At 50.1% G+C, this 21401-nt stretch carries 17 protein-coding genes; 8 read left to right on the top strand and 9 right to left on the bottom strand.

Annotated elements, in window-relative coordinates:
• Positions 1-46: 46 nt before the first annotated feature.
• From J3369_RS20165 to J3369_RS20155, 3 genes are all read right to left on the bottom strand, one after another.
• Positions 47-1615 carry an alpha-N-arabinofuranosidase gene (locus tag J3369_RS20165; protein ID WP_349590340.1) on the bottom strand — a complete coding sequence of 523 codons (1569 nt, stop codon included), beginning with the start codon at positions 1613-1615 and terminating at the stop codon, positions 47-49.
• A 257-nt stretch (positions 1616-1872) separates the two neighbouring features.
• A complete protein-coding gene (locus J3369_RS20160) occupies positions 1873-2484 on the bottom strand; it encodes a Yip1 family protein (RefSeq protein WP_303572268.1) in 612 nt (203 codons plus the stop codon).
• Positions 2485-2703: 219 nt separating this feature from the next.
• Complete coding sequence (locus J3369_RS20155) at positions 2704-4605, bottom strand: M1 family metallopeptidase (protein WP_349590338.1); 1902 nt, start codon at positions 4603-4605, stop codon at positions 2704-2706.
• Between the two features lie 207 nt (positions 4606-4812).
• Between J3369_RS20155 and J3369_RS20150 the strand changes: the two genes are divergently transcribed.
• The 3 genes from J3369_RS20150 to J3369_RS20140 all read left to right on the top strand — a co-directional run bounded on the left by J3369_RS20150 (position 4813) and on the right by J3369_RS20140 (position 7331).
• The gene (locus tag J3369_RS20150; RefSeq protein WP_349590336.1) at positions 4813-5592 is read left to right on the top strand and encodes an AsmA family protein; all 780 of its coding nucleotides are present in this window, start codon (positions 4813-4815) and stop codon (positions 5590-5592) included.
• Between the two features lie 105 nt (positions 5593-5697).
• A complete protein-coding gene (locus J3369_RS20145; RefSeq protein ID WP_349590334.1) occupies positions 5698-6606 on the top strand; it encodes a D-amino acid aminotransferase in 909 nt (302 codons plus the stop codon).
• The gene (locus J3369_RS20140) at positions 6606-7331 is read left to right on the top strand and encodes a sulfotransferase-like domain-containing protein (protein ID WP_349590332.1); all 726 of its coding nucleotides are present in this window, start codon (positions 6606-6608) and stop codon (positions 7329-7331) included. The genes J3369_RS20145 and J3369_RS20140 overlap by 1 nt, the downstream gene beginning before the upstream one ends.
• Here J3369_RS20140 and J3369_RS20135 read toward each other — a convergent pair.
• On the bottom strand, positions 7328-8194 hold the full coding sequence (locus J3369_RS20135; RefSeq protein WP_349590330.1) for a polyphosphate kinase 2 family protein: 867 nt from the start codon (positions 8192-8194) through the stop codon (positions 7328-7330). The genes J3369_RS20140 and J3369_RS20135 overlap by 4 nt on opposite strands.
• An 88-nt stretch (positions 8195-8282) precedes the next feature.
• On the opposite strand from J3369_RS20135, the gene J3369_RS20130 reads away from it, so the two are divergent.
• Positions 8283-9620 (top strand): patatin-like phospholipase family protein, encoded by a 1338-nt coding sequence (locus J3369_RS20130; protein WP_349590327.1) that lies wholly within the window; start codon positions 8283-8285, stop codon positions 9618-9620.
• Between the two features lie 36 nt (positions 9621-9656).
• On the opposite strand, the gene J3369_RS20125 is transcribed toward J3369_RS20130, so the two are convergent.
• Positions 9657-10535 (bottom strand): LysR family transcriptional regulator, encoded by an 879-nt coding sequence (locus tag J3369_RS20125; protein WP_349590324.1) that lies wholly within the window; start codon positions 10533-10535, stop codon positions 9657-9659.
• A 127-nt stretch (positions 10536-10662) separates the two neighbouring features.
• On the opposite strand from J3369_RS20125, the gene J3369_RS20120 reads away from it, so the two are divergent.
• Positions 10663-11790, top strand: coding sequence for an S-(hydroxymethyl)glutathione dehydrogenase/class III alcohol dehydrogenase (locus tag J3369_RS20120; protein WP_349590322.1), 1128 nt, complete (start codon positions 10663-10665; stop codon positions 11788-11790).
• A gap of 65 nt (positions 11791-11855) precedes the next feature.
• Here J3369_RS20120 and J3369_RS20115 read toward each other — a convergent pair whose 3' ends face one another.
• Positions 11856-13163 (bottom strand): methyl-accepting chemotaxis protein, encoded by a 1308-nt coding sequence (locus tag J3369_RS20115; RefSeq protein ID WP_349590320.1) that lies wholly within the window; start codon positions 13161-13163, stop codon positions 11856-11858.
• Between the two features lie 242 nt (positions 13164-13405).
• Here J3369_RS20115 and J3369_RS20110 point away from each other — a divergent pair, with 242 nt between their 5' ends.
• On the top strand, positions 13406-13969 hold the full coding sequence (locus tag J3369_RS20110; RefSeq protein ID WP_119502971.1) for a cytochrome b: 564 nt from the start codon (positions 13406-13408) through the stop codon (positions 13967-13969).
• Between the two features lie 102 nt (positions 13970-14071).
• On the opposite strand, the gene J3369_RS20105 is transcribed toward J3369_RS20110, so the two are convergent.
• Positions 14072-15271, bottom strand: coding sequence for an anhydro-N-acetylmuramic acid kinase (locus tag J3369_RS20105; RefSeq protein ID WP_349590317.1), 1200 nt, complete (start codon positions 15269-15271; stop codon positions 14072-14074).
• A gap of 297 nt (positions 15272-15568) precedes the next feature.
• Between J3369_RS20105 and J3369_RS20100 the strand changes: the two genes are divergently transcribed.
• Both J3369_RS20100 and J3369_RS20095 read left to right on the top strand, forming a co-directional pair.
• A complete protein-coding gene (locus J3369_RS20100) occupies positions 15569-17365 on the top strand; it encodes a glycoside hydrolase family 3 protein (RefSeq protein WP_349590315.1) in 1797 nt (598 codons plus the stop codon).
• Positions 17358-18917 (top strand): serine hydrolase domain-containing protein, encoded by a 1560-nt coding sequence (locus tag J3369_RS20095; protein WP_349590313.1) that lies wholly within the window; start codon positions 17358-17360, stop codon positions 18915-18917. Before J3369_RS20100 ends, J3369_RS20095 begins: the two co-directional genes overlap by 8 nt.
• 6 nt (positions 18918-18923) lie before the next feature.
• On the opposite strand, the gene J3369_RS20090 is transcribed toward J3369_RS20095, so the two are convergent.
• Together J3369_RS20090 and J3369_RS20085 are read right to left on the bottom strand one after the other, a co-directional pair.
• On the bottom strand, positions 18924-20654 hold the full coding sequence (locus J3369_RS20090) for an ArnT family glycosyltransferase (RefSeq protein WP_349590311.1): 1731 nt from the start codon (positions 20652-20654) through the stop codon (positions 18924-18926).
• A 3-nt stretch (positions 20655-20657) separates the two neighbouring features.
• Positions 20658-21344 carry a TVP38/TMEM64 family protein gene (locus J3369_RS20085; RefSeq protein WP_349590308.1) on the bottom strand — a complete coding sequence of 229 codons (687 nt, stop codon included), beginning with the start codon at positions 21342-21344 and terminating at the stop codon, positions 20658-20660.
• Positions 21345-21401: the final 57 nt, after the last annotated feature.

Raw genomic sequence — 21401 nt, 5'->3', positions numbered from 1 at the left:
ACGTTGCTGACAAGGCATCAGCAACGTCGGTCGGGCACCCGCTTTACTATTTCACTTTAAGCACCACCACTGATTTTGCCGGCAATTCAATAGTGAGCTGGTCTCCTTTAATCTTTGTGCCGTTAAACGGAGCTGGTGCTACCTGTTCCTGCTCACCCGGTACGTTATGAGCGTCCGGTACGCTATGAGTGAGAATTTCGCCACTTACCGAACTGCCTTTAATGTCTTTAAGCGACAATGTGATGGTATGGGACTCAGAGAGTGACGCATTGGTCAGCCCAATCACCGTTTCATTTTGTTTTGTCGTCGCGGCAGATAAGGTCGCAGCAGGATAGTCCCCCTCTTCGCTGCTGATCACCGGTGAGGTAAAGCGGGTGTCCAGACGCGTCGATTCCTGAAAGGGTGTAAACATTCTGAAGGCATAGAAAGTAGGGGTTTTTGCCATGTCAGCACCATCTGTGAGGATCATGGCCTGCAACACATTGACAGCCTGAGCAATGTTCGCCATGCCCACACGATCTGCATGCTGGTGGAAAATATTAAATGTAATCCCGGCGACCAGCGCATCACGCAGCGTATTCTGCTGATAAAGAAATGCGGGGTTGGTGCCTTTTTCAGGCGCGTACCAGGTACCCCATTCGTCTACGTATAAGCTGATGCGCTTTTCAGGATCGATACGGTCCATCACTGCCTCATGCTGATTAAGGACATCTTCCATACGGGATGCCTGATAAAGAATGCCGTTCCACTGCGTCTCATTGAATCCTGTTGCTGCAGCTTTATCCCGCTCAGGCCAGTTTCCTTTATGCAGAGTGTAGAAATGCAGAGAAATGGCATCCATCACACTGCCCGCGCTGGTCATTACCGTATCTGTCCAGTTGGTATCAAGGTTATTCGCGCCGGAGGCCACCCTTACCGCTTTGTTGTCGTTATTCATATGGAAGTTACTACCATTCTTATGAAAGAACGACGCAAAACGACGATACCGGTTGGCATAGTATTCCGGTGTCATGAAACCACCGCAGCCCCAGCTTTCATTGCCAATGCCTACAAATTTAAGGTCGAAAGGTTCATCACGTCCGTTTTTCCTGCGCTCCTGTGCAAGATCATCGTTGCCGGTGGAGGTCATGTATTCAATCCATTCCCGCATGGCCATAGGTGTTGAAGAGGCAACGTTAACCGATACGTAAGCGTCTGCGCCGATTTGCTCTGCAAAATCGAAAAATTCGTGTGTACCAAAACTGTTCGGTTCCGGTGTGCCACCCCACCAGTTGTTTTTGCGCATGGGACGGGTTTGGGGATCGCCAATTCCATCACGCCAGTCGTACTCATCGGCGAAGCAACCGCCCGGCCAGCGTACAACAGGCACTTTGATTTCCTTAAGCGCCGCTACCACATCGCTACGGATCCCGCGGGTATTAGGGATATCTGAATCTTTCCCCACCCAGATACCTTCATAAATGCTATTGCCCAGATGCTCTGCGAATTGTCCGTATATATTTTTTGAAATTTTGACATCGATGTCATTTTTGCTCACAGTGCCTTGCAGATCATCTGCCGTAGCTGTTGTGCAAAACAACCCTGCTGCTGCGATCAATGAATATTTAAATTTCATAGTATCCTCCTGAAGTGTGCGTGAGGTTATTATTTAACCGCAATGGACCAGTTGTAAACAAAAAATTTACATTTTATTGATATCGATGTCTTCTTTCGGGGGCTGCGCGGTGTTGCAATAAAGAAAGTGTGGTAATGGCAGAAGCGGTTCCGGGCCAGCCGCCGGAGAAGATTCGAAACAAAAAAAGCGGGCCCGGGGCCCGCAGTAACAGAGGAATGAAACTATTTTTCAATCCGTGATGAATAATGCACTTAATGCTAGTGGAAGAAGTACCACATAATGCTGTGCTCCGAGCCCATGCTCCACAGAGCAACGGCCACTATCATTAAGGCTTCCAGTACCAGCACACCCATACAAAGCGTCGACGTGGACAGGATAAAGCCCTCTTTATGGCTGATACCCAGGAAGCTTGGCGTACCCGCATAAAGCAGATAAGCCGTGTACACCAGACCCGCTGCCACCGCTGCAACACAAAGCCAGAACACAGGGTAAATAGCAAATACGCCGCTCATGAATAACGGGGTTGCTGTGTAGCCGGCAAATACGATGCATTCTGCCCGTGACGGGCGTTCAGGGAATCGTCTTGCCATCCAGTGAATAATACTGCCAACCGCAGCTACGGCTAATAAAATCAATGCATAGAATGCGGCGCCCAGCACCAGTCCGCTGGCGACAGAAACCTGAAAGACTTCCTCACCGCCAAAAGTCCAGCCAAACTGTGTGGTGCCGATGAAGGAACAAACCACGGGGATAAGCGCGTACCAAAGTACATGGTGGGTATATAAATGGCTGACCGTTTCATGTTCTTCATTAATGGAACGCCATTCTTTATCGGGATGATGGATCAGTCCCCATATGTGATTGCTCATAGTCAACACTCCTGCTGGTCAAAGAACGTACACTCTTAGTATTAACATAAAATAAACATATGGCTATAGTTTTTAACATTTTATCGGGGAAGGTTTTTGTTCGCTTTGGTTATAAAGAAGTCTGACGGGCGGCGTTTTCAGAACAAAAGTGATAAAAAAAGCCGTATCACGTTACGCTGATACGGCCTTCTGACATTTATTTAATGCTAAATAAGGATGTCAGTCCTCTACGAAGCCTTCATTCGCATGTACCGTCAGCGGGTGATAGCCGGGTTTGGCTTCTTCAAATGCCTTTTTCGCAAACGCTTTCCCTTCCGGTGTTTGCGACAGCGCCCGGTAGAGCGGTTTCACCAGCTTATTCCGGCCTATTTCAACCAGGTAATCATGCAAACGGGGCCAGGCCGGCTTGTATTCATTCTGTACGGCAATCATCAGCCAGCTGTGCGCAATTTCGTTATTATGGCTGTTGGTAAGATCAAAGGCAGAATCCAGATCTTTTAACTGCGCAGCTGACAGTGAAGAAGGCATGTTATTCAGGAAATACAGCCATTCGTGGGTTGTCCAGTTTGCTGTTTTGATGTCTGCAGCAGGCTTATCGCCATTTAACCAGGCAGTGCGCTGACTGTCCACCTTATCAAAGGCATCAGACGCCGGCACAGGTGCTCCATCAGGAATGCCCGGCTTAAACACCCATTCTTCAATACGCTGCTTGTCGAGCTTGTCAGCATGTTGTTTCAGCAGGGTATCTTCCAGATACGCCATGAAGGTGTCGGTGGTGATACTTTGGAAAGCAAAATGCTTAAAGTATTGCATCAGGAAAGCGTCGAAGTTGTCGCGCCCCACCTTTTGCTCCAGTTCCCGGAGAAACAGCGCGCCTTTCTCGTAAGGGATATCCGAAAATACATCGTCAGGGTTGCGCCCGCGTAAATCTACGGCAAGTATTTCATCATTGGCCGGCAGTGCAGCGATATCTGCTTCAAGGCTTTGATAGCCCAGAACCGCTTCCATGTTAAAGCGGTCTGTGCCATACAACATTTCCATGATGCGGTAAGTCAGATAAGTGGTAAAACCCTCATTCAGCCACAAATCCCGCCAGGTGGCGTTGGTCACAGTATTACCCGACCAGCTGTGCGCCAGCTCATGGGCAATCAGGGAAACCAGACTTTTGTCGCCGGCAATCACCGTAGGGGTGATGAATGACAGACGGGGGTTTTCCATACCACCAAAAGGAAAGGAGGGTGGCAGGATCAGCAGGTCATAACGGTCCCAGCTGTAGGGGCCGTAGGTTTTTTCTGTCAGCTCCAGCATGCTTTCCGTGTCTTCAAACTCGGCGGCGGCGGCATCGAGAATTTCAGGCTCGGCGTACACGCCGGTACGTTCACCCATAGGCTTGAACTCAAGATGACCTATGGCCAGGGCAATCAGGTAAGACGGTACAGGCTGAGGCATGGTAAAGCTGTAATCGCCGTCACGGGGCGTATCAGGGTCATTCGACGCACTCATGACTGCCAGCAAATTTGCCGGAGTATGAATACGGGCGTCGTAAGTGACTCTGACCTGAGGGGAATCCTGCAGCGGAATGAAACTGCGCGCATGAATGGCCTGAGCCTGAGTGAACAGGAACGGATGTTCTTTGCCCTGAGTCTGTGCCGGAGTAAGCCACTGCACGCCGGATGCTTCCGGTGATGTCACATAGTCGATAGTGACAGCACTGGCCGATGCAGGTAAGGCTATCGACAGGGGAGAACCCAGATTTTCGTCCTCTTCACCCAGGGTAAACTCAACGGCTTTACCATTTGCGGTTACCTGTTTGATATCCAGTGCGCGGGTATCAACAATTAACGTGTCCGCATCCGGTTGAATACGGTCGAAATCCAGCGTCACTGAACCGGTAAGTTCACGGTTGTCGAAGTTTGCGGTTAAATCCAGATCCAAATGTGTTACCTGCACCGCGTCAGGGTTCGAAAATGAGTGATAATCCGTACCTGATGCCATCGTGGATTGGTGCTCAGTGTGTTGTGCCCTGGCTGGTTTTGATTCTGTCGTTGTGGTGTTGTCTGCCGGCTGGGAGCAAGCAAATAACAGCGGTGCTGATGCCAGCACCCATGAGAGTTTATTCATTGCTTTCCTTTACTCTTCAAATTAGTCTTGTGACTGCAAAAAGACGTTGTCTGATGCAGTGTTGTGATCACAATAACAGGCAGTGGTCGTATGGAAAACCTAAACGCCGTAAACCGTGTAAAGCAGTCGTTCAAACACTGATACAGGAAATACGCGCAAATGCCGTGAACCGTGCGGTATTTAATCTCATTTATGCAGGGAGAAGTAATGAAGAAAGTTCTGGTTATTTTATTGCTGGTTATTGTGGTGATTGCCGGCGGTGTGGTTTATCTGGCCAGTGGTGCCAATGACTTTATCCGCGAACAAATTGAAACACAGGGCACAAAATATCTGGCTACGCCGGTTACCGTGTCGGCTGTGGATTTGTCTTTCAGTGACGGACGTCTGACTATCACTGACATTGATGTAGAAAACCCTGACGGATTCAGTGAAGAAGACGCATTCAGTCTGGATGGTGTGACATTAGATCTCGCCGGGGCTACCGAAGAGCCTTACCGCATCCAGGAAGTGACTGTAGACGGTCCGGAAATCCTTTACGAAGTAGACGCATCCGGACAGGGCAACCTGATGGTCATTAAAAAGAATTTGATGGCTAACCTGCCTCAGGGCGACAGCCAGCCTGCAGACCCATCTTCCGCTCCGGCGCCAAAACTGATTGTGGATGCGGTAACGGTGAGTAACGCGAAGCTGAAACTGAATTTTGAAAACCTGGAAACCGGTGATTTCAAAATTGATAAGAAAGCGTATGAAGTCACTCTGCCAACGTTCAGTGCCGGTGCCATTGGTCAGCCTGACGGTTTACCGGCTGATCAGGTCGGTGCGGCTATCGTAAATCAGATGCTGGATAACGCCATCAAGCAGGCAAAAGCAGAAGCGAAAAAAGTGCTGGCAGAAAAAGCCAAAGAGAAAGTGCAGGAAAAAATCGATGAAGAAAAAGAGAAGTTAATGGAGAAAGGCAAAGACAAGCTGAAAGATCTGTTTAACTAATCATCGCTTAATATCATCGCAAATACCGGCGGTACGACTTTACTTTACGGGTCGTCAGCCGGTATTTTTGTTTTTCTGGCTGTACAAAAAAAGGAAAAACAATCAATGAGTATGGCGGATGTCTCTACCCACACCGCAGCGGAAGATGCGCGTAATGATGATATTCTCATTTATGTGAACGGTGACATTGTTCACCGCGACGAAGCCAAAGTGTCGGTATACGACAGTGGCTTTATGTTAGGTGATGGCATCTGGGAAGGCTTGCGGTTATACGACGGCAAATGGGCTTTTCTGGATGAGCATATGGACCGGCTTTTTGAAGCAGCAAAAGTGGTCGACATGGATTTAGGCATGACCAGGGCGCAGGTTACAGAGGCGCTGGAAGCCACCCGTAAAGCCAATAACATGCACACCGATGTACATGCAAGGCTGATGTTCACCCGGGGCAAAAAGAAAAAGCCGTTTCAGCATCCGGCGCTTTCTGTGCACGGTCCTACGCTGGTTATCATATGTGAGCACTCCAAAGCGTCCATTGCGCGGCCAATCAAGCTGGCTACTGTACCGCATATGCGTGGCCTGCCCATGACGCAGGATCCTAAACTCAACTCTCACTCCAAGCTCAATTGTATACTGGCCTGTATTGCCGCCGAAAAAGCCGGTGCCGATGAAGCGCTGATGCTGGATGTAAACGGGTTTATAAACACCACCAACGCCTGTAATTTCTTTATTGTACGAAAAGGCGAGGTCTGGACCTCTACCGGCGATTACTGCATGAACGGTATCACCCGGCAGAAAGTGATAGACGTGTGTGAGCGGATTGGACTGAAGGTGCATCAGCGTAATTACTCGCTGGTTGAAACCTATGGTGCTGACGAGGCCTTCCTTACCGGCACGTTTGGCTCACAGACGCCGGTATCCCACATTGATGGCAGAGCAATTGGCGATGTGCACCCGGGACCGGTCACGCAGCAGATAAGAGAGGCATATTATCAACTGGTTAAGGAGACACACTGATGCGTATTGCTATGTGGTCCGGCCCCAGAAACTTATCGACAGCGATGATGTATGCGTTTGCCGCCCGCAGCGACTGCGCGGTAGTTGACGAGCCCTTTTACGCGGCGTATCTGAAGGAAAGCGGGGAAGTGCACCCGATGCAGGAAGCGATACTGGCATCGCAACCACAGAGTGCTTCTGAGGTTATTGCGCAATGTCTGGGTCCGGTCCCTGACGGTAAAGATATTTTCTATCAGAAACACATGTCACATCACATGTTACCCGCATTTCCGCTGGCCTGGACAGATGATGTGATTAACGTGTTTCTGCTACGTCATCCGGCAAGGGTGATTGCCAGTTACAATGAAAAACGGGAAAAGCCGGTACTGGATGATATCGGCATCCGTCAGCAGGCGGAGTTATTTAACCGCCAGATGACGCTGAACGGCGAACCGCCGGTGGTGATTGACAGTGACGATTTGCTGACCGACCCGGCTACGGGGCTGCAGGCGCTGTGTGAAGCCATCGGCATACCTTACGATGCGGGCATGCTCAGCTGGCCGGCTGGCGGCAACAAAGCTGACGGTGTCTGGGCAGAGCACTGGTACAATGCGGTGTGGGCAAGTACCGGGCTTAAAGCCGCGGCACGGAAACCCGTACCGGTACTTTCAGAGACATTACAGGAAGTTTGTGAGCAAGCGCTTCCTTACTATTACCAGCTTGAGAAATACAAGCTGACGTTTTAGTTATCCTGCTCTGACTGTTGCGGCTCCGGCGTGACTGTATCCGGCACGCTTATCCCCAATTTTTGCTCTGCCAGACGGATGAGTTTCTCATCCGGTGGCGGTGGTGTAATGTCGGTGCCTTTTCGCAATGCCTTCACAACCTTCTTTAAAACTTCCACCCGCGCATACCATTTGTGTTCTGCCTGTATCAGATGCCAGGGAGCCGGGCGGGTATCCGTTTCATCAAACATGTCTTCGGTGGCTGATGCGTAATCAGACCACTTACTGCGGTTGCGTATATCTTCCTCTGTGAGCTTCCAGCGTTTGTAGGGGTTATGCAGCCGCTCTTCGAACCGGCGTAACTGCTCGTCGGGTGAGATGTGTAAAAACAGCTTAATGATGCGGACACCGTCATCAGACAACATCCGTTCAAACTCATTGATTTCCCGGTAGGCCCGTTGCCAGGCATCATCCGGTGTCAGTTGCTCCACTCTTTCTACCAGTACCCGGCCATACCAGGAACGGTCAAAAATGGCGATACGGCCGGGCTTGGGTAACCTTGTCTGAAACCGGTATAAATAGTGTCGTCCCTGTTCTTCAGCGGTGGGCGCTGCAATGGGGTGCACGGCAAACCCTCTGGGGTCCAGATGGCCGGTCAGACGCCTGATGGCGCCGCCCTTACCGGATGCATCCCAGCCCTCGAAAACCACAATTGCCCGTTTTTTCTGGTGATAAATGGCCTGCTGAACATGCAGCAGTTTTTTCTGCCACTTTTTCAGTTCTTCGCGGTAGTGCTGCTTTGAACCAATCAGTGGCGCATCTTCACCGTGGGGTAAACGCAGGGTTCTGTGTCTTAATTCAATCTCAGAGACGGTTTTATTCATAAATGGTATTGGCTTAGTACAGAATGACCATTGCATTAATCCTACCCTGCGTTAGCATGTTGAACAAATTATGGACAGGGAGGCTGTAATGAACGCGCAAACTATACCGGCTAAGTCTGTGAAGGACATATTGTCGGCCTATTCAATCCCGGCTGAGTTGAAAAGCAAAGCCTGGTCAGATGTATATTTCGAAAAAGACGGTGAAAAGTACTATTTCGTCGACCTTGTGATGGAAGGCGGCGGCATGCTCGGGCTTGGTCTCGTGGGTTATACCTACGTGCTTGAACAGTGCAATATCCGTTTTCGTAAAATAGCCGGCACGTCTGCCGGTGCAATCAATGCGATAGGGCTGAGTGCAGCCGGTACGCCTGATCAGCCTAAAACCATGGCGATTGCAGATGTGCTGGATGAAGTGGCATTTTTCAGTTTTGTCGACGGACCTAATGCCGTCAGGGATGTGGTGCAGAATCCCGGTGGCGGTAACATGTTCAGCAAAGGCTGGCGCTGGACGAAGGGTGTGATTTCCGGTTACAAACGGCTGACAGCAAAGCGGGGGTTAAACCCCAGTCAAACCTTTTACGACTGGATGGAACGAAAAGTGTTGAAGCCTTTCGGCGCGGCTCATCTCACCGGTCTGGCATCCAAATGGACACTGCCGGAAACGGTTACTCTGAACCATCCGCCGCGGTTCGCATATGATAAATCCGCCCCGTTCGGCGGACTGGCAGTAAAAGCCAGTTGTATGGCCGTGGGTGTTGAGGTGACCTTTCCTAAAGACGCCGATTTATTCTACCGCCCGGAAAACGATGCGCCCGTTGCAGATTTTGCCCGTGCCAGCATGTCTATTCCCATCTTTTTTGATCCCTTCACGCTGACTGACATCCCCCCTTACAGCGATGTGAAAGACCGGCTTCAACGGGATTTTTCGGTGACACTGAAAGACCCTCAGAAGTATGGCGAGTCGGTGTCCTTCGTCGATGGTGGCTTGTTATCAAATTTTCCCTTTGACGAATTTCACGCGAAACCCAGCAAGGTGCCTTCAATGCCCACGTTCGGTGCCAAGCTGGGCTTTGATGTAGATCGCTTCGACAACTCTTCGCTGCTGAACTTTATCTCTAATGTGGTGGATATTGCCAAAGGCAACACTGATAAAGAATACCGCCATGAGCATTTTGAAGATTACAACCGGGTGGTGAAGGAAATTGATACAACAGACATTGGCTGGCTCGACTTTGATATGTCGCCGGAAGACAAAGAAAAGCTGATTGTAAATGGCTGTGATGCGGCTGTGGCGTTTCTGAAGTCATTTGACTGGGAAGAGTATCGGGCATTCCGTCAGAAAAATGCGGCAGACCTTATTGCCAGCATTACAGGAAAGCCCCCTGAACCAGAACCTGAAAGCCCCGAACCGGCAATTCCGGCATAAGGTGAGAACCGGCAAAGCCGGCCCTGCGGTGCCGATTTACGCGCCGGGGCCTAAGCGGGTAATCAGATAGTCCAGCAACAACCTGACTTTGGTTGATACATGACGGGTTTGCGGGTATACCGCCCATATCCCGTCATCATCGATTTGTTGTGCCGGCAGTATCACTTTCAGGCGGCCTGATTCGATATCATCAGCGACGTAATAATCAGGCAGTTGAATGATGCCCAGGTGCTTACGGGCAGCATCACGGATCCCTACGCCACTGTTGCAACGCAGTCGTGCGTTTGGAAGCCGGTAGGTGACAACTCTGCCATTTACATTAAATTGCCAGTGGGCCGATGTGCCGGCAATGCACTGATGCCTGGCAAGGTCGGCCACCGACTGAGGCAGGCCATGCTGCTCAAAATATTCCGGTGAGGCGCAGGTGAATAACGTCCGCGAGCCTAACCGGCGGGCAATCAGCGATGAGCTCTCAAGGTGACCAAGACGAATAGCCAGATCGTAGTTTTCCTGTACTAAGTCCACAACCTGATTTGTCAGATTCAGGCTGACCTCAATGCGGGGATGCAGCGTAAGAAAGTCATTAACGACCGGTGCAATGATCCGCTCACCGTAAGTTACGGGGGCAGTAAGCATGAGTTTGCCTGAAGGAGTGAGCTGTTGTTCGGAGACGAAGCGTTCTGCGTCATCAAGCTGGTCGAGAATGTGACGGCATTGATGATAGAACTGCTGACCAAGCTCTGTCGGCGTCACCACACGGGTGGTGCGGTTTAACAGCCTCGATGACAGACGGGTTTCCAGTGCACTGACCTGGCGGCTTACTTTTGCAGTAGAGATACGCAGTTTTTTCGCTGCCAGCGTAAAGCTGCGCTGCTCAACAACAGCCACAAATTCAACAATACCGTCTCTGTTCATAAAGCCCTGCTGGTAAATAGGTCTATTATTGCATTTATGAAAAAGTGATTTTCATATTGCGTATATTGTTACATAACTGCGACTGTTTAGAATAGTCCGACACACATCGAATAAAGGATAAAACAACATGGCTGACGTAATTACTTGTAAAGCCGCGGTAGCGTGGGAAGCGAAAGCGCCGCTGTCTATTGAAGAAATTCAGGTTGCACCGCCGAAAGCGGGTGAAGTGCGGGTAAAAATTCTTGCCACAGGCGTGTGTCATACCGACGCATTTACTCTGTCGGGTGAGGATCCCGAAGGCGTATTTCCTGCCATCATGGGCCACGAAGGCGGTGGTATTGTTGAGTCAGTTGGCGAAGGGGTAACCTCTCTGAAAGTGGGCGACCACGTTATCCCGCTCTACACCGCAGAGTGCGGAGAATGTAAATTCTGTACATCAGGTAAAACCAATTTATGCAGCGCGGTACGTGAAACTCAGGGTAAAGGTCTGATGCCTGACGGTACAACCCGTTTCACCTGTAATGGTAAGCAAATTTATCATTACATGGGTTGCTCCACGTTCTCCGAGTACACGGTTCTGCCTGAAATTTCGCTGGCTAAAGTTAATCCTGATGCGCCACTTGAAGAAGTGTGCCTGCTGGGGTGCGGTGTGACCACAGGTATGGGCGCGGTACTCAATACGGCGAAAGTTCAGGAAGGTGACACCGTTGCTATCTTTGGACTGGGCGGTATTGGCTTATCTGCCATTATCGGTGCAACCATGGCGGGAGCAGGCCGTATTATCGGTATCGATTTGAATGAATCCAAGTTTGAACTGGCCAAGAAATTAGGGGCGACTGACTGCATCAACCCTAAAGACTATGACAAGCCGGTTCAGGAAGTGATTGTTGAATTAACCGATGGCGGCGTTGACTATTCTTTTGAATGTATCGGCAACGTGAATGTGATGCGTTCAGCACTGGAATGTTGCCACAAAGGCTGGGGTGAATCAGTGATCATCGGTGTAGCCGGAGCCGGTCAGGAAATTTCAACCCGTCCGTTCCAGTTAGTGACCGGTCGTGTATGGCGTGGTACTGCATTCGGCGGCGTGAAAGGTCGTTCGCAACTGCCCGGTATTGTTGAAGATTATCTGGCGGGTAAATTCGCTCTGAATGACTTCATCACCCATACTATGCCACTGGAAGAAATCAACGAAGCGTTTGATTTGATGCACGAAGGGAAGAGCATCCGTTCTGTGATCCACATGGCACCATAACACATCGTAATCATACGGTATGGCGTCCCGAAGTTCGGGGCGTCCTTGCCCCTAGTCGGTTGGACTTACTGGTTCATGATACGGGCAACGTTCTCAGTTACGCTTACCGCACCCTGATATATTTCATCCATCACAGCCTGCACACTGCCGATTTGCTCAGCATTCAGGTCAACTTTGGATTTCACTTCGGTCATTTTCTCACTGGCTTGCTGCGCCAGACCTTTGTTTTCGCCTACTACCGATTCAATCTCTACCGTGGAGTCACTGGTGCGTTTAGCCAGTTGGCGTACTTCGTCTGCTACCACGGCAAAGCCACGTCCCTGATCGCCGGCACGGGCTGCCTCGATAGCCGCATTCAGCGCCAGCAGGTTGGTTTGGTCAGCAATGCTGCGGATGGTAGAAACGATGGATTCAATGTTGGCTGACTGGGCAGTCAGTTGCTCAATCAGTACGTTTGCCTGATCAACTTCTTTCAAAGTGGCGTTAAATACACCCACGGAATTGGTCAGTGATTCTGTTCCTCGTAATGCAATTTGTGACGTTTCTTCTGAAATCGACACCGCGTGCTCTGATGCACTGGCAATGTTACTTTGTTCAATCACTTTTTGAGTGATGTCTGAGGCAAATTTAATAATTTTATAGACTTTACCGTCAGCGGAATAAATGGGGTTGTACGTGGCTTCAAGCCACAGCACTTCGCCCGCTGCATTCTTGCGTTTAAACTGGCCGGACTGGAAATTGCCCGCTGCGAGAATGTCCCAGAAATTAGGATTGTCGATGTAGAAATCTTCGTAGCAGAACATGCGGTGATGCTGGCCCTGAATCTGGTTCAGGCTGTAGCCCACGGTGGCCAGAAAATTCCCGTTTGCGTTAAGGGTTGTGCCGTCCGGGGTAAATTCAATCACTGCCATTGAACGGTCCAGGGCATCAGAAATCGCTTTGTTGGCTTCGGCCATTTCTTTTTGCTGAGTGATGTCGTGGCAGATTTTTAGGACTGCGGTTACGTTGCCACTCTCATCCAGCACTGGCTCATAGGATGCTTCCAGCCATACACCTTCGCCACTGCGGTGCTTGCGATGAAACTGTCCGGACTGGGCACGGCCATCCCGAAGATCCCGCCAGAACTGAGCGTATGCGGTGCTGTTCGTCAGTTCACTGAAGCAAAGGGAGCTGTGATGTTGTCCGATAAGGTCACTGCTTTGAAAACCAAAAATACTGGCAAAAATCTGATTGACTTCTAAAACGTTGCCGTCGGGGGTGAAGATTATATAAGCGTTATGCCTTTTGACCGTATCAGAAAAAGCCTTATGCTCGCTTATTGCCTGTGTTAATCCGGCGATTTCTTTTTCGTATGTAGACTTAAGAGCTAACATCTCATTTCTCGCGCATTGTTATTAGTATTCATATTTATGGTACTTTTATTCGCCAGCTATGTGAGTTAGTCAAAAGTTTAGTTTTACTTAATTAACTGAAATAGAATGAAATTTATCTATTCCCATGCTTTTAAAGTGATTATTATAGGTATAAATATGCGTTATATATCATACTTTAGTCGCGTGTTTGACCGCCCGGTCCGGTTTAACTCAGGCCCTAAAATTTAAGGATGGGAAAGCCCATGAGTGCAGATTCAAAGTTTCAGTTCAGTAAAATCACCGTATCTCTTCACTGGATAGTGGCGATATTGATGATCGCTTTATTAGCTGTCGGTATTTACATGACAGAGAATCATGACTACAGCCTGTATCCATTACACAAGTCTTTCGGCGTGGTCGTTCTGGTATTTGCTTTTGCCCGTGCCGTATGGCGGGTGAAAAATGGCTGGCCGGTGCCGGCGGGAGACTATAAAGCGTGGGAGCATATGCTGGCCGGTGTGATTCACTGGGTACTGATCCTCGGTACGCTTATCCTGCCAGTGTCCGGCATCATCATGTCATCGATGGGCGGGCATAACGTTCCGTTTTTCGGGTTTGATTTAATTCCCGCTAACCATGACCCCGTTAATCCTCAGGATGTGCTGCCAAGAAACGAAGGCCTTTCAGAGGCGGCAGGTGAAGTGCATGAAATTGTGGGCTATCTGCTCATCGCAGCCATCATTCTTCATGTGGCGGGGGCACTTAAACATCACATCATAGATAAAGACGGTACGTTGCAGCGTATGCGCGGAAAAAATATCGGATAAAGGAGCAGCAAATGCTCAGTGCCCTTCACCGGGCACGCTCTTTTTCCTGTCACACTGCTACCCGTAAACCCGCGCTGGCGTATATCGGTGCTGAACAATCTTCTACGGCAGGCTTATTTTCCCCATGTTGGTATTGGGAATACCGAACAGATTGCCTTCAAAACAAGGGCTGCCGGCCAGCGTTTCATTGGCGAGAATGGCAAATAGCAGGGCTTCTTTCGCATCGGCATCTATGGCCAGTTCAGACAAATTTTTAAGACTGATAAAGTCCGGCAGTTCATCCGCGATAGCTGCCATGAGTGCTTTATTTCGCGCGCCGCCACCGCTCACGTACACCGTTATCGCTGACGTGCTGGTGGCAGTCATGATAACGCCGTGAGCAATCGCTTTAGCGGTAAAAGCTGTCAGTGTTGCTACAACGTCTTCGTTAGGAATGTACAGGGTTTGACTGCGTAATCGTGCCTGATTCAGATAATCCAGGTTGAATACCTCAGGTCCTGTGGTTTTTGGTACCGGACAGGAAAAGAAATCATGGCGCAGCAACTCATTCAGCAGGTTTTCATTCACGTTTCCTGACAATGCGATGGCGCCGTCTTTATCGAAGCGCTGCCGTGCATAGTGCCGGGATACAAAGGCATCAATGATGGTATTGCCCGGGCCGATATCGGTGCTGAATACTTCGGCGGGATGATTACCGGCGGGCAGCCAGGTGAAATTGGCGATGCCGCCGATGTTCAGTAAAACACGGTTTTCCTGGTCGTGGCTGAACACGAGGAAATCTCCGTAAACCGCCAGTGGCGCGCCTTCACCACCTGCGGCGATGTGTTTCTGACGAAAATCAGAGAGTGTAATAATGCCGGTGCCTGTAGCAATCCGGTCACCATCGCCGATTTGTAATGTACCGTTGCCGTATTCAGGCAAACCGTGCTGTTCCCGCGGGCAGTGATAAATGGTCTGGCCGTGACTGGCAATACAGTCGATAGCTTCTTTATCCACTTGCCACTGGTTCAGTGCTTTATTGATTAAAGACGCATGATATTCGCCTACCCACGCATTCAGTAATGTGACTTCCTGCAAGTCTACATCCCGTTTTGCAAATACACGTTGAATTGCCTGGCGGAATTTGACGTCATAATCGACAGTCATAAACCTCTCGATACGGGCTTCAGTCTCTTTTCCTGAGCCAGTGATGTTACACAACGCGATATCCAGGCCGTCCAGCGATGTACCGCTCATTAGTCCGAGAATTTTTCGCTGTGGTTTGCTACCAATATGGTACAGGCGTTCAATAAATTTATTCATTATCATCTTTTGCCGGTTAGGTATTTGTGCCGGTACAGGGTGCCGGAAACCGTTTTATACTGCTTATCCGGAAGCGGGTTTCAGGGCGAAATAAACCTGACAAACCTAGCATATAAAAATAAAATATTCTTGATCAAAAATGTAACATGAGATAAAAAATCTCTCAGCCAATTCCTGAATTACGATTACTGACTATCGGGGTAAAGATATTCTATGCCACTAATCCGCCACTTGAGCAGACGATATTTTCAAATAGCGGTATGCTTAAGCTGCCTTAACCTGATTCCTGCTAATGCTATGACTGCTGACTCTGATACGCAAAGTATACGGCGCGATATTGCGCAAAAACTCATGCCTGACTTCCGCTATTTTTGTGCCGGCAACGAAGAAAAATGCCGCGAGCCGGTTACGGTTTTACCGCAGGAGTTAAAAGACTTCGTCGCTGAGTCCGGCGTGGGCGGCGTCATTTTGTTCAGTGAAAACTTATCCTGGCCAGGCCAGATTGCCTCGCTGACCAGCGATTTGCAGCAGGCTGCGGCGGGGAAAAGTGACGGAGAGCCGCTGTTTATTGCCGTTGATCAGGAAGGGGGGCGTGTATTCAGAACTCCGCGGGTCTTCACAACTGACTTTGCCGGCAATATGGCGATTGGCGCAACCATCGGAAAACATGGTACCCGCTTTGCCCGTGAAAGCGCTGAAATCATGGCGCAGGAGCTTAAGCTGTTAGGTATTAATACCAACTTCGCTCCCAATGTGGATGTAAACGCCAATCTGGCGAATCCTGTCATTAACGTGCGTTCTTTCGGGCAGGATCCGAAAGTGGTGGCGCAAGCCGGCGAAGCGCAGGTTGAAGCCATGCAGTCGCAGGGCATTCTGGCCACACTGAAGCACTTTCCCGGCCATGGTGATACTCACACAGACAGCCATCTGGCTTTGCCGGTGGTCGATCACAGCCGCGAAATGATTGATGCGGTGGACTTGTACCCGTTTAAAACGATTATCCGTGAGGCGTCGCCGGCCATGGTAATGACGGCACATATTCAGTATCCGCAATTAGATGACAGTAAACTCAACGACAAGTCCGGTCAGCCACAAATTAAGCCGGCGACATTGTCGAAAAAAATTCTCTCCGGGATCCTGCGTGATGAGCTGGGTTTTAAAGGGCTCATCGTGTCTGATGCCATGAACATGGCCGGCATCGCAAAATTCTTTGACCAGACTGATGCCGTAGCGGCTTCGTTTTCTGCCGGAACGGATATCGTCGTGATGCCACTGCCGGTCCACAGTGACAGTGGTATCCGCGCATTCAATGAATTACTCGATGCCCTTACACAAAAGGTATTGCAGGGTGAGCTCGACAGAGAGTTAATTGCAGAATCTGCCGCAAGGATCCGGAAAACAAAAGCTGACTTCGGGCTGGCTGCACATTTTACCCCTTCACCTGAAAAACTGGCGGCTTCTCTGGCAGACAACAAGCTGCGAGCTCAGTTACTTGCTGATGCTGCCATTGCGGTTGTTAAAGGCAAACCGGCTGACTTTATCATTCCGGAAACCGGTAACGTACTGGTTCTCATGCCGGAGGAAACCGTATGCCGTGCGGTGTCTTATCACATGTCACTGTACCGTCCGCAGCAGCAGGTTACCTGCATGAGCTTGCAGCAACTTAACAGGCCTTCGCTGGACAGTGCCATGGCGCAGGCAGATACAGTTGTGGTTGGCAGCATGACACCGGCGCCCAGTCTGGTAGAACTGGGCGGTATGGAAGATATGGATGTTAATACAAAGCAGATCATGGGGTTTGATGAGGCGCAGGCTTTATTGCCTTCATTACTCGAACAAGTCAAAGAAACAGGAAAACGCAGTATCCTGGTGTATTTGCGGATGCCTTACGACGCCATGCAACTGAATACCTTCAGCGATGCGGTGCTGGCGACTTATAACGCCAATGTGTATGCCCTGTCTGATGAACCTGACGCGCCCTATACTGGCGGCACGATGGACAGCCTGGTGAGAGTACTTACCGGCATGTTAAAGCCGCAGGGCGGGATCCCGGTATCTCTGGACGAGGTAGGCACGCCCGGGGCTCATGACTAAACCATTCCGGACGTTTCTGAAAGCCGCAGTTATCGGCATGGCGACCAGTGTGTCAGCCCATGCCGCACAGTTGCAGGGGCAACTGGTATTGCAGTCTGAAGCTACCTCAACACCTCTCACTGGTGTATTTTCAGTGCCCGGTGACCACGCCAGATTGCGTATTATGCCGGCTGTTGTCAGCGAAGCGCGCATTAAAGTGAATGACCGGGTGGTCTTTGACGGTACACTGGATCCGGCTGAAAATGAGCAATATATACTGACCAGTAAAGATGCGGTGAAAACCGGTGAAAATGCACTGTCAGTACAGGTGAAAACCGGCGATGTAGCGGTGTCGGTAGACTATCCGGAACTGGAATTTGAAATACCGGAAGAAGGATTAACCGCCACGCAGAGAAAGGCATTGCAACAAACGATGCAGCCATTTATTGGCACTGACCCCGATAAGCACCTGTTTCCCGGCGTTGCTCTCCTTGTCGCCAGACAGGGTAAGGTGCTGTATTCCGCGGGACAGGGTATGGCGCAGTATCAGTTAATGAACTCCGGGCGTCTGCATTCGCTGTCATCTCCCCGCAAGGTCACGGCAGACACGGTTTTTGATTTGGCGTCCGTGACGAAGGTGGTCTCTACCACTGCTGCGGTGATGCATCTGGTCAGTGAACACCGGTTGTCACTGGACGACACATTGGGCGACTTGCTGCCCGGCTTCAGTCAAACAGATAAAGCCGGCATCACTGTGCAGCAACTGCTGACCCACCGCAGCGGCTTATGGGAGTGGCAACCACTCTGGCTGCACAAAAGGCAAAGCCGTGGTTCTGTCTTCGCCTGGCTGGCGTCGCTGCCACGACGTTACGGGATTGCTGAAAAACGGGCATATTCTGATATCGGTTTTATGTTACTGGGTAAAATCGTTGAACAGATCAGCAAAATGCCGCTTAACGACTACGTATACTCGTTTGTTTATCAGCCACTGGGCATGAACAGAACCCGCTATTTACCACCGGAAAGCTGGCTGGATAATATCGCCGCCACATCGCAGGGCAATCCCTACGAGCAACACATGGTAAGTTCTTCCACACCATACCCGGTAGTAGAAAACCCGCCGTTTGAGCGCAATTTTGATGGCTACCGTGATTACACCCTAACCGGTGAGGCAAACGACGGCAACGCCTGGTACGCACTTGAAGGTGTGGCAGGTCATGCCGGTCTGTTTTCTGCTCTGCCGGATCTTGCAATTTATTGCCAGACGCTGCTCAATGGTGGCGGTTATGGTAATGCCATGCTGACCGGGCCTGAGACGCTGGCAGCGTTTCTTAAAACGCCTTACGATACTGGTCAGGCGCTGGGCTTCTGGCGTTACGAAGACGGGGAGGGACGGGAAAGCTTCGGTCATGCCGGCTTTACCGGTACTCAACTGATGTTCCGGCCTGACGATGGCCTGATTGTCATCATGTTGACAAACCGCCAGCACAACGGTTTACGCCGGGATGGTACCTATCCGTCTGTAAAACCTGCCTGGCAGGCAATTCTGAGTGTGGTTGACAGTTTCTGGTAACCGGCATTACCTGGTTGCCGGCCGGTAATGGTATTCAGGGATCCCTTCAGCGGAAATTGTACACTGCTCCAGTTTGCTGTCAGACGACAATAAAACCCACTCGTTCCGGTGCGCATAACCGGCAGGCTCTGCTTTCTCAGAGTCAAAACACAGCCCCTTCAAATTATTTTTGCTAGTAAGCACAAACCGTGAGGGGTTGTCTTCCAGCCATTCGTACGCTTTGGCCAGTTGTTTTTCAGTCGGTGTGTGAAAGCCAAAATGAGTAACCGGATAGGGCGAAAATAATATAAATTGCTCAGCAAAATCTACCAGACCGACTTCGATGTTATCGCCATGGTGCGCCCGTATATTGTCGTAAACATTAACCGGTGTTTTCACATTTTCCAGCAGCACATATCCCCATGTGCTCCATGATACCCACAATAAGGACATAAAAACCGGCCAGCGCAACGGAGTATTCTTTCCGCGAACTAAAAGCAGGGTCGCCAGTCCGCAATTGCCGGTTAAGATAAACCACCACCAGGGCGTAACCTCAAATTTTTCCTGCAATGTGAGTAACTTATCGACACCGGCAAGTCCGGCAACACCTGCCGTTAGCAACACCAGAGAAAGTGCGCTGATGATAACGGTGATTAACCTGCTGAACCCGTTACGTTTTACAATCTCTGTAACGTATGGGCTGGCAATCAGTGCCAGCATAGGAAGTGCCGGCAATATATACACTCCCCGTTTGCCCGGACTGATGCTGAAGAAAATCAAAACCAGCAATACCCAGCCCAGCGGAATAAGTATTCTGCCGTCACCGGCACGGAGTGCTTTTGTCCAGTTCGGGACCAACCAGGGTAATGCAACACTTAAGGGCAGCCAGAATGCGGGTATCACATTGAGCGCGTAATACCAGAATGGTTTGATATGGTGCCATGAGTCTGCGTAACGGGTGACTGTCTGGCGGAACAGGATGTTGTCGCGATATTGTTGCAGCAACGGGTCATGACTGCTTTCGACAACCAGTAACATAGGAACTAACCACAATCCGATAGTGACAAGCATAATCGCCGGGCCGGCGATCCATTTGCCAATATCACGTAAAGAAGTCGGTCCGCTTTGCTTAAACCTGAAAACATATAACGCATAAGGGATCAGCATGAATACAGGCAGAAATCCAACCCCTTTGGTTATTACTCCCACCCCCATGAAAAAGAACGCCGTGAAGTACCAGCGCCAGCGTCGCTCTGTCAGCATGAAGCGCAACATACCGTAGCAACCGAGGGTAATCCAGCATGTCGCCATCGCATCAATTTGTGCAGACTTTGCCTGCAAGACGAATTGAAAACTGAACAACAAAGTTGCTGCGGCCACCAGACCGGTTTGCCTGTTCCATAACCGGCTTCCCAGGTCATACACCAAAAATAAAGTCAGTAAGCTGCAGAGGGCGGACGGAAGCAGAAAGGCCAGCTTCAGTGAGCCGGTAAGCGCATAAAACACCGCGATAGACCACATAAAGACGGGGGGCTTATCCGGATAATACTCGCCGCCCCGTAGTGGAAAGAGCCATTGTCCCGACTCCACCATTTCTTTTGCGATAAGGGCAAACCTGGGCTCATCTGCGGGCCACGGCGAGCGTAAACCGGTACCGGCCAGTATAAGCACTGCTGCGAACAAAAAGAAAAGCCAGGGTAAGTAAGGATGCGCCAGCCATGCTGTTGATGGCTGAGAGACCACTTTTGCGCTGCACATGATTTACTTTACCTCTGCCTTGTATGACGTACTGCTGTGAGCTGACTCTGCCGGACAGGAGGGCGAAGAGTCATTCAACATTTTATCTGCCTTATAGCGGCGGTACAGATAGATGCTGAGCAGCATTGAGACACCCAGCATGCACACACTGAAAGCGAGTTTCCAGCCTGACTGTACGACGATACCTTTACCCATCAGCGCGAAGATTGCCATTTGCGGCATATAACCCAATGCAGATCCTGTAATGAAAGGGAGGGGTTTAACCGTCGTTACTCCGGCTATTACATTGGTAATTAAGTTGTTACCCAGCGGTAGCAAGCGAATCACAAAGGCTTTCAAAAAGGTCTGGCCGGACAGGAAGCTGCTGATCCTGATAATTTTTACCGGGAACAATCGCTGTACAAGTTTCCGGGCAAACAGGCGTGAGACAAGAAAGCAAAGGGAGCAGCTCACTGTTGCAGCAATAGTGGAATACACAAAGCCCTCAGTGAACCCGAATGCATAGCCGCCGAGAAAGGCAACACCTTGCCTCGGCACGCCGACAGAGAGTAAGCAGACAGCAACTACTAAAAACAGCAAAGCACCCTTAAGGCCGTTATTGCGGGTGTGCGCATCAATCCACTGCTGATTAAATTCGGAAAAAACAGGCAGAACATCAATGGCATAGCTCACGCCACAGATTATCAGCATAACAAAAAAAAGCTTAAGTAAGACTGGCTTGATTTGCGACACAGTGAATTTTCCCTC

The organism is Alteromonas sp. NFXS44 (assembly GCF_040148705.1).
GTDB lineage: Bacteria > Pseudomonadota > Gammaproteobacteria > Enterobacterales > Alteromonadaceae > Alteromonas.
The sequence above is the reverse complement of the archived record's forward strand: the minus strand, read 5'-3'. Positions and strand labels throughout refer to the sequence as shown.